At 71.1% G+C, this 14,152-nt stretch carries 11 protein-coding genes; 6 read left to right on the top strand and 5 right to left on the bottom strand.

The genetic code is table 11. The features are described from left to right. Positions 1-6: 6 nt before the first annotated feature. A complete protein-coding gene (locus tag ACWF7A_RS29825) occupies positions 7-576 on the bottom strand; it encodes a TetR/AcrR family transcriptional regulator C-terminal domain-containing protein (RefSeq protein WP_452253812.1) in 570 nt (189 codons plus the stop codon). A 54-nt stretch (positions 577-630) separates the two neighbouring features. On the opposite strand from ACWF7A_RS29825, the gene ACWF7A_RS29830 reads away from it, so the two are divergent. Further along, positions 631-1,875 (top strand): FAD-dependent monooxygenase, encoded by a 1,245-nt coding sequence (locus ACWF7A_RS29830; RefSeq protein WP_452253813.1) that lies wholly within the window; start codon positions 631-633, stop codon positions 1,873-1,875. On the opposite strand, the gene ACWF7A_RS29835 is transcribed toward ACWF7A_RS29830, so the two are convergent. Beyond that, a complete protein-coding gene (locus ACWF7A_RS29835; RefSeq protein WP_452253814.1) occupies positions 1,868-3,664 on the bottom strand; it encodes an NAD(P)-binding domain-containing protein in 1,797 nt (598 codons plus the stop codon). The two genes, ACWF7A_RS29830 and ACWF7A_RS29835, sit on opposite strands and share 8 nt — an antisense overlap. 95 nt (positions 3,665-3,759) lie before the next feature. Here ACWF7A_RS29835 and ACWF7A_RS29840 point away from each other — a divergent pair, with 95 nt between their 5' ends. Next, on the top strand, positions 3,760-4,929 hold the full coding sequence (locus tag ACWF7A_RS29840; RefSeq protein ID WP_452253815.1) for a transcriptional regulator: 1,170 nt from the start codon (positions 3,760-3,762) through the stop codon (positions 4,927-4,929). A 59-nt stretch (positions 4,930-4,988) separates the two neighbouring features. Here ACWF7A_RS29840 and bdeA read toward each other — a convergent pair whose 3' ends face one another. Continuing rightward, on the bottom strand, positions 4,989-5,840 hold the full coding sequence (gene bdeA / locus ACWF7A_RS29845) for a bis(hydroxyethyl) terephthalate hydrolase (protein WP_452253816.1): 852 nt from the start codon (positions 5,838-5,840) through the stop codon (positions 4,989-4,991). A gap of 186 nt (positions 5,841-6,026) precedes the next feature. Here bdeA and ACWF7A_RS29850 point away from each other — a divergent pair, with 186 nt between their 5' ends. The 4 genes from ACWF7A_RS29850 to ACWF7A_RS29865 all read left to right on the top strand — a co-directional run bounded on the left by ACWF7A_RS29850 (position 6,027) and on the right by ACWF7A_RS29865 (position 11,227). Further along, positions 6,027-8,396, top strand: a complete 2,370-nt coding sequence (locus ACWF7A_RS29850) for a LuxR C-terminal-related transcriptional regulator (protein WP_452253817.1) — start codon at positions 6,027-6,029, stop codon at positions 8,394-8,396. 29 nt (positions 8,397-8,425) lie between these two features. After that, entirely contained in the window at positions 8,426-8,839 is a 414-nt protein-coding gene (locus tag ACWF7A_RS29855) for an acyl-CoA thioesterase (protein ID WP_452253818.1), read from the top strand. Next, the gene (locus tag ACWF7A_RS29860; RefSeq protein WP_452253819.1) at positions 8,836-9,936 is read left to right on the top strand and encodes a zinc-binding dehydrogenase; all 1,101 of its coding nucleotides are present in this window, start codon (positions 8,836-8,838) and stop codon (positions 9,934-9,936) included. Before ACWF7A_RS29855 ends, ACWF7A_RS29860 begins: the two co-directional genes overlap by 4 nt. Positions 9,937-10,093: 157 nt before the next feature. Then, positions 10,094-11,227, top strand: a complete 1,134-nt coding sequence (locus ACWF7A_RS29865; protein WP_452253820.1) for a S1 family peptidase — start codon at positions 10,094-10,096, stop codon at positions 11,225-11,227. A 48-nt stretch (positions 11,228-11,275) separates the two neighbouring features. Here ACWF7A_RS29865 and ACWF7A_RS29870 read toward each other — a convergent pair whose 3' ends face one another. Then, positions 11,276-12,604, bottom strand: a complete 1,329-nt coding sequence (locus tag ACWF7A_RS29870; RefSeq protein WP_452253821.1) for an alpha-amylase — start codon at positions 12,602-12,604, stop codon at positions 11,276-11,278. Between the two features lie 125 nt (positions 12,605-12,729). Then, on the bottom strand, positions 12,730-14,145 hold the full coding sequence (locus tag ACWF7A_RS29875; protein WP_452253822.1) for an MFS transporter: 1,416 nt from the start codon (positions 14,143-14,145) through the stop codon (positions 12,730-12,732). Positions 14,146-14,152 lie beyond the last annotated feature (7 nt).

Genomic DNA, 14,152 nt, shown 5'->3' on the forward strand with positions numbered 1-14,152 from the left:
CTGGCGTCACCGCGCGAGCAGCTTGGCGACCCCGAACTCGAACCGCTCGTCGAACGACTCCTCGGCCAGGAAGGGGAGAACGCGCCGCAGTGACGGCCGTTCGCCCACGTCGAGGCCTTCCGGACCGTTCGGCAGCGCCTGCTCCTCCTGGGCGAGGCCGAGGACGAAGTAGATGACGCTCCAGCACGTCCACGCGGCGTCGCGCGGTGGGAGACCGCCCGCGAGCAACGCGCCGACGAGTGCTTCGGCAGTGTCCAAAGTGGCCGGTTCGGCGGCGTACGTGCCCGCGACGACCGCGGCGCCGTCGCGATGGGCCAGCAGGGCCCCGCGGTAGCGGCGGGCTATCTCGGCGGCCCGGTCGCGCCAGCCGGACGGCAGGCCGTCGAGGGAGACGCCGGCGACGATCGCGTCGGCCATCAGCTCCTCCAGCCGCGCCTTGGTCTTGACGTGCCACAGGACGGTGTTCATCCGCACGCCGAGCTTCTGCGCGATGGCCCGCATCGACACGGCCGCGGCGCCGTGCTCGTCGAGGATCTCCAACGCGGTCCGCACCACGTCCGCTTGACTCTTGGTCACTGACCTAGTCTACTCCGGGTGTCGAGTATTGGTCAGTGACCAAGAGGAGTGGTGATGTACGACGTCGTCATCGTGGGTGCGGGACCTGTCGGACTGTGGCTGGCGGGGGAGTTGCGGCTGGGCGGGGCCTCGGTCGTGGTGCTGGAGACGCGGCGGGAGCGGGACCCGAACTCGAAGGCGCTCACGATCCACCCGCGCACGATCGAGATCCTCGACTGCCGGGGCGTCGTGGAGCCGTTCCTCGCCGAGGGCCTGCGGATCCCGAACGGGCACTTCGGCGGCCTGCCCGACCGGATGGACTTCTCGGTGCTGGACACGCCGTACCCGTTCACGCTGGCGTTGCCCCAGGCCCGCACCGAAGAGCTGCTGGAGGAGCGGGCGCGGGAGACGGGCGCTGTGGTGAGGCGGGGCCGGCAGGTGACCGGTCTGGTGCCCGAAGGCGTCACGCTGGCTAGCGGCGAGGTGGTGGCCGCGCGGTACGTGGTGGGCTGCGACGGTGTGCGCAGCACCGTGCGGCAGGCGGCCGGCATCGACTTCGCCGGCACCGACGTGACGACGTGGGGCTGGCTCGGTGATGTGATCCTCGACGAGCCGCCCGCGCGGGGGTTCGCGAGCGTCGCCGGACCGTCCGGCGGGTTGATGGTCGTGCCGTTGCCCGGTGGTGTGCACCGGATCGTCGGCGGTGATCCCGCCACGAACCAGGCCGAGTGGCCCGGTGAGCTGACCGTCGGCGAGCTGCGCGCAGCGGTGCGTGCGATCGCGGGCACCGACTTCGGCCTGCGCGACCCGAAGTGGTTGTCGCGTTTCGGGAACGCCACCCGCCAGGCCGTGACGTACCGGTCCGGCACCGTGTTCCTCGCGGGCGACGCCGCGCACATGCACTTCCCGACCGGGGGAGTCGGCATGAACGTGGGCATCCAGGACGCGCACAACCTCGGCTGGAAGCTCGCCGCCGTCGCCACCGGACGCGCCGACGACGCCTTGCTCGACACCTATCACTCGGAACGCCACCCGGTGGGCGCCGATCTGCTGCGGCACACGCGCGCCCAGACGGCGTTGATGACGGGCTACTCGGCCGAGGGGCAGGCGTTGCGCGCGGTGGTGAGCGAACTGATCGCGTCCGCTCCGGACATGTCGAAGGTGCTCGCCGAACGGCTCTCCGGCCTCGACGTCGACCACGGCACGGGCCGGCGGGTCCCCGACGACGGCACGCTCTTCGCGCGGCTGCGCTCCGGCCGTCCCGTGGAGACGCCCGCCGGGCTCGTGCGGCCCGACGGGCACCTCGCCGCCGTCAGCTGAGGTGGTGCACCTCCTGCATGCCGTAGACCGGTGTCGGCACGCCCTCGAACCGCGCTTTGAGCTGCAGCGCCAGGAAGAGCGAGTAGTAGCGCGACTGGTGCAGGTTGCCGCCGTGGAACCACAGCCCGGGCTGCCGGGTCGGCTTCCACATGTTGCGCTGCTCGCCCTCCCACGGGCCGGGATCCTTGGTCGTGCCGGAGCCGAGGCCCCAGCACTTGCCGACGCGGTCGGCCATCTCCCGGCCCGCGAGATCGGCGACCCAGCCGTTCATCGAGCCGTAGCCGGTGGCGTAGACGACGACGTCGGCCTCCAGTTCGGTGCCGTCGGACAGCACGACGGCGTTCGTCGTCAGGTGGTCGACCTGGCCGCGGACCAGCTTGATCCTGCCGTCCGCCACCAGCTCGGAGGCGCCCACGTCGATGTAGTAACCGGAACCGCGGCGCAAGTACTTGAGGAACAGGCCGGAGTCGTCGTCGCCCCAGTCGAGGTCGAAGCCCGCCTTCTCCAGCCGTGCGTAGAAGTCCGCGTCGCGTTCCCTGATCCGCTGGTACACCGGGATCTGGAACTGCGGCAGGATCCGGTAGGGCAGGGAGGCGAAGATTGTGTCCGCGCGGTCGGTCGTGACGCCGGCGGCGACGGCCCGTTCCGAGTAGAGGTCGCCCAAGGCGATGTCCATCAACGAGTCGGAGCGCACGATGTGCGTCGACGAGCGCTGGACCATCGTGACGTCGGCGTCGTGCTCCCACAACGCCGCGCAGATGTCGTGGGCGGAGTTGTTCGAGCCGATGACGACGGCCTTCCTGCCCGCGTACGCCTCCGGTCCGGGGTGCTGTGAGGAGTGGTGCTGGTCGCCCTCGAACTCGTCGGCGCCGGGGAACTTCGGCACGTTCGCCTTGCCGGACATGCCGGTCGCGAACACGAGCTGTTTCGGTGTGAGGGTGACTTCCTCGCCGTCCCGGTCGACCTTGACCGTCCACTGTGTCCCGTCGTAGGTCGCTTCCTTGACCTCCGAACGGGTCCAGTAGGGCACCTCCATCACGCGGGTGTACATCTCCAGCCAGTCCGCGATCTTGTCCTTGGGCGCGAACACCGGCCAGTTGTCCGGGAACGGCAGGTAGGGCAGGTGGTCGTACCAGACCGGGTCGTGCAGGCAGAGGCTCTTGTACCGCTTGCGCCACGAGTCGCCGGGCCGGTCGTTGCGCTCCAGCACCAGCGCGGGCACACCGAGCTGCCGCAGTCGTGCGCCGAGCGCGATGCCGCCCTGCCCGCCGCCGATGACCACGACGTACGGCTGCTGCTCGTACCCGAGCTCCTTCTGCTCGCGCTCGCGTTCCTGGGCCCAGGACAGCCGATCCTTCTGCACTCCGTGCCGCACACCCCTGGGCCGCGTGTCCTTCTTGCCCTCCTCGAACCCCTTCAGCTCGTGCAGGCTCGTCAGGAGGGTGTAGGCGCCCTCGTCGTTGAGCCGCAGGTGTCCTCTGCATCGGCCGGAGGTGGTCTCGAACTCGAGCCACGCCTCCACGATCCCGTCCGCCTCCACCGGCGTCTCGGTGGTGCGGAAGTTCTCCGGGCCGGTGCCGTCGAGACACGCGCTGAGCAGGTCGGCGATGGCCTCGCGGCCTTCGACGGTCTTGATGTTCCAGGTGAACGAGACGAGATCGCGCCAGTAGCTGTCGGTGGCGAACAGCCCGGCGGCGGCGTCGACGTCCCGTGCCCCGAGCGCGGCCTCGAACTCGGCGAGCCAGGCGTCCACCCGCGCCTGTGCCGTGCGATCCATGGTCTGCGTCATCGCCGCTCCTCACTCGTCGTGGTGTCGATTGACCTCCTCACCGCGCTTCGGGGAAACCGTTGCACCGGATTGCACGCCTGGTCCATGCTCGACCGGTGAGCGTGCCCAGGGCAGTGCCGCCCGGACAGCACCTGCCCACGTACGCCCGCGAACTGGTGCGCATGCACGACGCGGTCATCGCGGGCAGTCGCTCCGCGCTGCGCCCGCGAGCCCTGGTCTCCCGCTCCTGGAACCGGGTTCTGCGTTTGGGTCTGCGGGCCGATGACGTCAACACCCGCGACTGGCTGAACCCCGCCGAGACGGGCCGCCGCCAGGAGACCTCACCGTTGCGCTCGGTGGTCCCGGACCTGCGCGCCGTGGTCGGGGCGCTGGCCGACGCCTCGCAGCTGCTCCTGGTGGTGACCGACGACGAGGGCGTCATCCTGTGGCGCTCCGGCACCCCGGCCGTCCGTCGCCGGGCCGACTCGCTGGGCTTCTTCGAGGGCGCGGACTGGACCGAGCGCCGCGTCGGCACCAACGCCATCGGCACCGCCCTGGCCGAGGCAGCACCCGTGGAGCTGCTGGCGGGTGAGCACTTCGAGCAGGGCCAGCACCCCTGGTACTGCACGGCCACACCCGTCCACGACCCGCGCACCGGCTCGTTGCTCGGGGTGATCGACGTGAGCGGGCCGGCTCTGACGTTGCACCCGGCGATCGGCGCGTTGGTCGAGACGGGGCGGATGCTGGCCGAGTCGCGGTTGTGGCGCTACCACCAGGAACGTCTCGAACGGCTGCGTTCCGCCGCTGTGCTGACCGGGCCGTCGCTCGTCGTGGACGACGACGGCTGGGTGGCGGCCTCGCACGGGGTGGCGGTGGGGTCGCGGATCGCCGCTCCCGTCGCCGGGCAGCCTGTCGCGGTTCCCGGGCTGGGGGCCTGCACGCCGGAACGTCTGGCCGGTGGGTGGCTGATCCGGCCGTCCTCGGTGGATCGGACGGTGGCGCTCGAACTGGATCTGACGCGGACGCCGCAGGTGCGGCTTTCCGGCGGGGACGCGGACTGGCGCCGCACTGTCACGCGGCGCCACGCGGAGATCCTCGTGCTGCTGCACCGGGCAGGCCGGGCCGGGATGTCGGCCGAGGCGCTGAGCCTGGCGTTGTACGGGGACGCCGAGCACGTGGTGACGGTGCGGGCGGAGGTGTCGCGGTTGCGGCGGTTGCTGGGGGCGTTGGTCCAGACGCGGCCTTATCGGCTTTCCGGCGACGTGAGGATGAGCGTGCTGGGCTGAACCTGGTCGGGTCGCGGCGCCCCGCGCTCGGGTTGGCGCCGCGACCCGTGCTCAGACGATCAGGAGTGCGGGCACGTGTCCCGGTACTCCTCGATCAGCGTGCTGCGTCCCGGTGCCGGGCACAGGAACTGCTCGTAGCGGGTGTCGTTGTCGATGAACCGCTTGAGCCACGAGATGCTGTACTTCGCGATCGTCGTGTTGTTCGAGTTCGGCGCGAAGTGCGAGGCGTTGTTGAGCTCGAGGTACGCCTTGTCCAAAGTGGACGGCAGTGACGTGTAGAACGGTTCGGAGTGCGACGAGACCGGGGCGACGGAGTCGCTCTCGGCGCCCACGACCAGGGTCGGGACGCGGACGGACGACCAGTTCTTCGTGGTGTGCCAGCCGGTGAGCGGGATCGCCGCCTGCAGGGCCGGGCGCTGGCTGGCGGCGCGGAGGGTGCCGCCGCCGCCCATCGAGTGGCCCATGACGCCGAGGCGCGAGGAGTCGATGCGCGAGCGCACGCTGCTCTGGCCGGTGAGGTAGTCGAGGGCCGCGAGCAGCTGGGACGCTCGGCTGTCGGGCTGGTCGTAGATCGTGTTCGTGTCGATCGTGAAGATCACGAAGCCCTGGGACGCGAGGCGCGGGCCGAGCCACGAGATGCTCGACTGGGTGCCGGTGTAGCCGGGGGAGATGACCACCGCGCCGAACGTGCCGGCGGAGGTGCTGGTCGGGTAGTAGATCGTGCCGCCGCCGAAGCCGCCCACGAGCGACGACACCGAGGTCTCCGACACGGCGAACGAGCCGCGCAGGGCCTCGATGCTCGAGTTGGTGGGGGCGGGTCCTCGTTCGTAGGGGTTGGCGGCGGCCTGGGCGACGGTGCCGCCCAGCAGCACCAGGGACATCACGACGGGGAGCAGGGTGCGGAGTTGCACGGCGTTGTACACCTCATTCGACAGGGGAACGGGGGAACGTTCTCGACCCTGCAACCCCGGCGTGAGGGTCCGCATCGGTGCAACCACCGGTCTCGGCGAACAGCTTCGATGGCAAAACTAACGGTGGTAGGTGAATTTGGCGCCTACCCCTTCCGGTGGAGCGGTTACCGCCGTAAGACTGGTCCGATGCTGCGTGGCCGAGAGCGGCAACGCGTCGCCGTGGACGCGTTGGTGGACCGTGCGCGCGTTGGGTGCGGCGGGGTGTTGGTGCTGCGCGGCGAAGCCGGTTCGGGCAAGACCGCGCTGCTCAACGCCGTGAAGGACACCTACGACGCGTTGCTGCGCGTGGATGTGCCCGAGGTTGACGACGACCTGATGAAGCTCGCGCACGATGTCGCCGGGACGAGGGCTGTGCTGCTGATCGCGACCGAGGGCGAACCACGGGGGTTGCCCTGCGTCACGCTGGACCCGCTCGACGCGGCGACGAGCGTGCGGGTGCTGCACGACCTGGTGCCCGGCCTGCCGTCCACCCTCGCCGCCGACCTCGCGGACCTGGCCTGCGGGAACCCGCTGGCGCTGGTCGAGCTGGCCACCGCGCTCACGTCCGCGCAGCTCGGAGGTATCGCGCCCGCGCCGGAGGTGCTGCCCGCGAACAGTTCGCTGCGGCAGCGGTGGCGGGCCCGGTTCGAGGCCCTGTCACCCGAGGCGCAGCACGTCGTCGCGCTCGCGGCGGTCGACGAGGAGATCGACGCCGAGACGCTCGACCTGCAGGCGGTGATCGAGGCGGGGCCGTTGTTCGACTCGCGCCGGCTGGTCCGGTCCGCTCTTCGCGTGGACGTCCCGCTGGCCCTGCGGCGCCTGGCCCACGCCGAACTGGCGCAGAGCCTGCCGCCCGGCGCCCGCCGCACGTGGCACCAGGCCGTGACGACGCAGGACGCCACGCTCGCCGACACCCTCACCGTCCACGCCGAGCACGCCCGCCGGTGTGGCGATTTCGAGAGGGCCGCCCGCGACCACGACCGCGCGGCCCGCCTCACGACCGACCCCGAGCAGAAGGCGCACCACCTGCTCAAGGCCGCGGCCGACCACTGGGCGCACGGGGCGCCGCACCGCTCACGGGCTGTGCTGCGCACGGCGACGAAGATGACCTGTACGCCGGAGCTCAGGGCCCTGATGGACCTGGTCGTCGGCGGCATCGACCTCGGCGAGAGCCTGCCGGACGTGGCGGCGGATCGGCTCATCCGTGCGGCGAAGGGCCTGGTCGGCACGCGGCGGGAGCTGGCGGTGGCGGCGCTGGGGTTCGCGGGCGAGGCGGCGAGCATCGCGGGGGACCACCGCCGCTACACGGCGGTCGCCGAGTTCGCCGGGGAGATCCGGAGCCCGGACGAACCGCCCGCCACGCGGCTCACGCTCGACCACCTCACCGGGATGCTCGCGACGTTCGACGGCAGGCACGACGAGGCGTTGCCCGCGCTGCGCACCGTCGTGGAGCTCGCGGACCAGGTCCCCGGACCGCAGGCCCGCATCTGGGCGAGCCAGGCCGCCTACGTGCTCGGCGACGCCACCCGGTCGCACGAGATGGCGACGAGCGCGGTCACGGCGGCGCGGGAGAGCGGGTTCACCGCGCTGGTGCCGTGGGCGCTGGTGTACCGGGCGTTGTCGGCGCTGCTGCTCGACCAGCACGCGGCCGCCCTCAACGCCGCAACGGAGGGCGTGCACGCGGCCACGGCGATCGGCCAGCACAACGCCGTCGTCGACCACCTGACGATCCTCGCGCTGCTGGCGGCGCTCCGGGGCGACACCGACACGGCGCTGGACCGCATCGACACTGCCACCGAGCAGATCACCCAGCGCGGGCTCACCCGGCCCGGCACGTTCGGAGCCTGGGCGTTCGCGTGCGTCGACCTCGCCCGCGACCGGCCCGCCGACGCGCTGGAACGGCTGCGGCTGAACCCCGGCCACGCCGGCATCAAGGTGATGGCCGCGCCCCACGTCGTCGAGGCCGCGGTGGCGTGCGGCAGACCGTCCACAGGGGACAGAGCGCTGGAGCCGTTCGCCAGGTGGGCGGGGAGCACGGGCAGCACGGCCCGGCTCGCGCTCTCGCACCGCTGCCACGGCCTGCTGGAGAGCGGGACGGCGGACGAGCACTTCGAGGAGGCGATCCGGCTGCACCGGGCCAGCGGCACCGCCCTGGAGCTCGCGAAGACCGAGCTGCTGTACGGGAACCGGCTGCGGCGCGGGCGCAAACCCAAGGCAGCGCGCGAACACCTGCGCGACGCCGTGCACATCTTCCAGTCCTACCAGGCAGACCACTGGGTCGACCGGGCCCGCGCCGAACTGCGCGCGGCCGGCGACTCCACCAGCGAACCGAAGGACCACCCCGGCCTCACGCCGCAGCAGGCGCAGATCGCCAGGCTGGTCGCCGAGGGAGCCACGAACCGCGAGGTCGCCGCGCGGTTGTTCCTGAGCCACCGCACCGTCGAGCACCACCTGCGCAACATCTTCGCGCGGCTCGGCGTGCGGTCGAGGGTCGAGCTCACCAGGAGACTCGACTGACCACGAACCGATCAGCAGGAGATGGGTCCTTGCGCGAGAACTACCGGCACTGGCAGCGGATTCCGACCCGATGGGCGGACAACGACGTCTACGGCCACGTGAACAACGTCGTCCACTACGCGTTCATGGACACGGTGATCAACACGTGGTTGATCGGCGCCGGGCTGGACATCCAGGCCGGGCAGCAGATCGGGCTCTGCGTGGAGTCCCACTGCAACTACCGCGCCTCCATCTCGTTCCCGGAGGCGGTGGACGCCGGGCTGCGCGTCGGGCACCTCGGCCGGTCGAGCGTCCGCTACGAGGTCGGGTTCTTCTTCGAGGGACGCGAGGACGTCGTGGCGGAGGGCCACTTCGTGCACGTCTTCGTGGACCGGGAGACGCGCAAGCCCGTGGAGATCCCCGCGACCCTGCGCACGGCGATGGAAGGTCTGGTGGTGGCGTGAAGACGCGAGGCGCGGTGCTGACCGGGGTCGGTGGTCCGCTCGAGATCGTGGACCTCGAGCTCGACCCGCCCGGTCCCGGCGAACTGCTGGTGCGCGTGCACGCCACCGGCCTGTGCCACTCCGACCTGTCCGTGATCGACGGCTCCCGCATCCGGCCGCTGCCCATGGTCCTCGGCCACGAGGCGGCGGGCGAGGTCGTGGAGGCCGGCCCGAACGCGGAGTTCGAGGCGGGCGACCACGTCGTGCTGTCGTTCGTGCCCGCGTGCGGTGCCTGCCGCCGGTGCGCGTCGGGCCGTCAGGCGTTGTGCGAACCGGGAGCCGCGGCCAATCGAGACGGCACGCTGCTCGGCGGCGGGCGCCGGTGGACCCTCCCCGACGGCACGCGCCCGCACCACCACCTCGGCGTGTCCGGGTTCGCCGAGTACACGGTGATCTCCGGCCGATCGGCGACCCGAGTGCCGAAGGACCTGCCCTTCGACGTCGCCGCGCTGTTCGGCTGCGCGGTGCTGACCGGGGCGGGCGCGGCGTTCTACAGCGCCCAGGTCGTGCCCGGAGAGAAGGTCGCGGTGTTCGGCCTGGGCGGGGTCGGCCTTGCGGCGGTGCTCGCCGCGGTCACGGCGGGTGCCACGCAGGTCGTCGCGGTGGACGTGGTGGAGCACAAGCGCAAGCTCGCCTTCACGCTCGGCGCGACGCACGAGGCCGCGGGCGGTCCGGACGTCGTCGCCCACGTCCGGGACCTGACCGGAGGAGGCGCGGACAAGGTCATCGACACGACCGGCGTCGCGGCGGTGCTCGAACAGGCGTACGCCGCGACGGCCGTCGGCGGTACGACGGTCACCGTCGGCCTGCCACACCCCGACCGCACGGTGTCGCTGCCCGCTTTGAACCTGGTCGCCGAGGAACGCACGCTCAAGGGCAGCTACCTCGGCTCGTGCGTGCCGCGCCGGGACGTGCCCAGGTTCGTCGACCTCTACCGCGCGGGACGGCTGCCGGTGGACGGCCTGCTCTCCGGGCGGCTGGGCCTGCACGAGATCAACGACGGGTTCGCCAAGCTGGCCTCCGGAGAGGCCGTCCGGCAGGTCGTCGTGATGGAGTAGCGCCCGATTTCGCCCATTCGGGCATTTGTCGGGCAGGACAGTTCCGGGATCAGCTGTTGACCACCGGGGCTGTCCTGCGCCACGGTGAGAGCGCTCTCATGTTCGTCGCTCCCGCAACGGGGCGGGTGGCGATCCCTGCACGGACAAGGAGAAGAGCATGCGCTTCACCATGCCCAGAGTCGTGCCCGCGCTGGCCCTCGTGCTGGTCGGGTCCACCTTCACCGTTCCGGCCCAGGCGTCGGAGAAGGCGATGTCACCCGGCCTGCTCACCGCGATGAGCTCGGCGTTCGGGCTGACCGAGGCCCAGGCGCGGTTGCGTCTGGAGAAGGAACAGAGCGCGTCGGTCCTCGCGCCGCGCGCCGAAGGCGAAGCCGGTGCGGCACTCGCCGGCAGCTGGTTCGACGAGTCGAAGAACCGTCTGGTCGTCGCTGTCACGGACAGGGCGGCGGCCCGCAAGGTCGAGGCCACCGGTGCCGAGACCGTGGTCGTCGGCCGTTCGGCGAACTCGATGGCGGCCCACAAGAACCGCCTCGACGCCCTGTCCGCGACCGGCTCCGTGCCGTCCGCGGTCGCGGGCTGGCGCCCCGACCCGCGCACCGGCACCGTCGTGGTGGACGTGGAGCCGGGCAAGCAGACCGCCGAGGTGGCCTCGTTCCTGGACAAGGCACGTCAGTTCGGCGCCATCACCGTGCGCACCGAGGGCGTGCAGCAGCCGCAGACGTACGCGGCCGGCACGGTCGGCGGCGATCCGTACTACACGGGCAACGTCCGCTGCTCCATCGGCTTCTCGGTGCACGGCGGCTACGTCACGGCGGGCCACTGCGGTGGCAACGGCGCGGCCGTCTACGGCTGGGACCGCTCCTTCCAGGGCAACTTCGCGGGTTCCTCGTTCCCCGGCAACGACTACGCCTGGGTCCGCACCGGCGGTGGCTGGTGGACCGTGCCGGTCGTGCTCGGCTGGGGCCGGGTGCCGGACGCGCTGGTGCGCGGTTCGTGGGAGGCGCCGGTCGGCACCTCGGTCTGCCGCTCGGGTTCGACGACGCAGTGGCACTGCGGCGTGATCCAGGGCCGCAACGAGACCGTGAACTACGCGCAGGGCGCGGTCTACCAGATGGTCGGCACCTCGGTGTGCGCCCAGGGTGGCGACTCCGGCGGCTCGTTCATCACCGGTGACCAGGCCCAGGGTGTCACGTCCGGCGGCTACGGCAACTGCACGAGCGGCGGTCGCACGTGGTTCCAGCCGATCAACGAGATCCTCAACGTCTACGGCCTGAGGTTGCACACCGCCTGATGAGCTCCCGGCTGTCCACCGCTTCTCGCGGTGGACAGCCGGTGATCTCTAGCGTGCGTTGACGTGCAGGGCGAGTGCCGTGCCCGCGCCGAGCGTCGTCGTGAACCGGCCCGAGGAGTCGACGGTCACGCGGACGCAGCCGTTCTCCTGGACGTTGCAGTAACTTCCGGCCGGCAGCGCGGTCTGGAACGTGCGGCTCACCGGGAACGTCTCGCGGTTGATCGCGACGAAGCCCTTGCTGCCGCGTCCGAACGCGATCATGTCGTACCCGTTGTCCTGCCAGTTGTTCACGTCCGTGCCCGCGACGGTGTTGCGGAAGGACACCATGTTCGCGATCTGCGTCCACGCGTGCTGGCACTTCCAGCCGCTGTAGCAGACCGAGTTCCCGGGCGGACCGGCGTCCTTGTCGCTGAACTCGTAGCCCGAGTACACCTGCGGTGCACCGTAGTTCCACGCCAGCATGAAGACGTTCGCAAGCGTGTAGGTCGATCCGTCCTTGTACGTCAACGTGGAACCGTTGCGCTCGGTGTCCCAGTTGTCGACGAACGGCCTTGCCTGACCGCTGGGCAGGAAGCCCCACGACTGGCCGAAGTTCCGCAGGTAGGCCAGGTTCTCGTTCTGGAAGACCCGCTTGACGTCGTAGGCGTAGCGGAACTCGTCGACGTCACCCGATCCCGTGTACTCGCCGGGCTGCACCGCCTCGCCCGCGCCGTAGATCACCTCGTGCACCCAGAACACGTTGGGGTTGCTCAGCTTGCCCTTGATCGCGGCGAGGTCGCCCGCCGCCATGTGCTTGGCCGCGTCGACCCGGAACCCGTCGACGCCCATCGAGATCAGCCGGTTCAGGTACCCGGCGATCGCGCCGCGCACGTAGTCGCTGCCGGTGTCCAGATCGGACAGGCCGACCAGCTCGCAGTTCTGGACGTTGTAGCGGTCCTGGTAGTTGGTGATCGGCGAGCGGCACGAGTGGAAGTCCCAGTCGCTGTACACGCCGGGGTAGTTGTACTTCGAGTAGCCGGTCCCGCCGGTGCCCGTGCCCGATCCGGCGCTCATGTGGTTGATCACCGCGTCCGCGATGACCTTCACGCCCGCGTTGTGGCACGTGGAGACCATGTTCCGGAAGGCGTTCTCGTCTCCGAGGCGCCCGGCGATCCTGTAGCTGACGGGCTGGTAGCTGGTCCACCACTGCGGACCCTGGACGTGCTCGGTCGCGGGCGACACCTCGACGTAGCCGTAGCCCTTGGGGCCGAGGACGTTCGTGCATTCCGTCGCCACGCGGGCGAACGGCCATTGGAACAGGGTGACGGTGACGTCCTTGGCGCCCGGTGGCGCTGCAAGACTTTGCACCGGTGTGGACAGTCCGACGATCAGCAGCACCGCTATAAGGGTGCGCGAAGCCGAGGAAACCACGTTGTCTCCTTGCTGCAGGGGTTCACCTCACGTCGTAGCACTCGCGGGCACACCGGGCAAAGCGTTGCAAGAACTTTCCGGAGTAATTCGGCCTAGTGCGCGCGCCGCGCTCGAAAGTACGCCCAGCCGACGAGCGCGGCGGCCATCACCGTCAGCGCGAGGCTGCCGATGGTCACGGCCGTCTCGAACCGCGCGGTCTGCTCCGCGCTCCAGCCGGGCTGCGCGATGCCCCCGGCGAACAGCACCGCCAGCACCGTGCCGCTGACGGCCACGCCGGCCGCCGACGTGACCTGGGACGCGGTGTCGACGAGCGCGGCGCCGATCGACGTCCGGTTCTCCGGCAGGCCTTTGAGGACGTTCACGCCCGCGACGGCGCCGACCACGCGGATGCCGATCGCGACGAGCACCAGCGCGACGGCGACCGGCGCGTAGCCGAAGCGGCCCAGCAGGGCGTAGACGGCGAGTCCGGCGACGACGCCGAGAGCGCCCAGTGCCACGGCGCGGTCGAGGCCCGCCCAGCGCACGAACCGGTTGACCACCGGGCCCGCGGCGATGAGCACCGCGACCTGGGGCAGCATCCCGGCGGCGGCGAGCGCGGGGGACCAGCCCCAGTCGAGCTGCAGCTGGAGCGTCACGAGGTAGGTGAGGCCGGCCGCCGCCAGCCCGGTCGCCGCCTTGTACGCGAGACCACTGGCGACCAGCGGGTGCGCGACGAGCTTCAGGTCGAGCAACGGATGGCTGGCCGTGCGCGCGCGAACCACGAAGAGGACACCCACGACAACGGTCAGTGCGGCGGCCGCCCACGCCGTCCAGGAGCCTTCGACGAACAGCGTCGGCACCACCAGGGCCAGCACGATCGCCGCCGTGCCGAGCACGCCGCCGAGGTAGTCGGCGGGCCCGCGGTGCAGGTCGGTGTCGGCCTGGATGCCGCGGCCGATGCCGACGAGCGCGAGCACCGCGATCGGCACGTTGACCAGGAGCAACGCCTGCCAGGGGGCGACGGCGAGCAGGAACCCGCCCAGCGGCGGGCCGACGGCCAGGCCGACCAGGCCCACGGTCGAGATGAGCGTCATCGCGCGCACCCGCAGGTCGTCGCTCTGGAACAGGCGGAACGCCAGCGCGATCGAGCCCGGCGTGGTCATGGCGGCGGCGACGCCCATCACCGAGCGCACGGCGATCAGCCCGCCGACGGACGTGACGAGCAGCGTCGCGAGGCTCGCGACGCCGAGCAGGGCGAGTCCGGCGAGCATCACGCGACGGCGGCCGAAGCGGTCCGCGACGGCGCCGAACACCAGCATCAGGCCGCCGAACACGACCGCGTAGGAGTTCGACACCCACTGCAGCGAGGTCGTCGAGGCGTGCAGGTCGCGGCCGATCGTGGGCAGCGCGACGTTCAGGATCGAGTTGTCGAGCATCTCGAACAGGAACACCGCGGAGAGGCCGGCGAGGGCGATCCACGCCTCCCGCAGCGAGCGCGGCGAACGCAGCCCGAGGTCGTAGGTAGTCACGAACACT

It is taken from the genome of Lentzea sp. NPDC055074, from assembly GCF_053608005.1.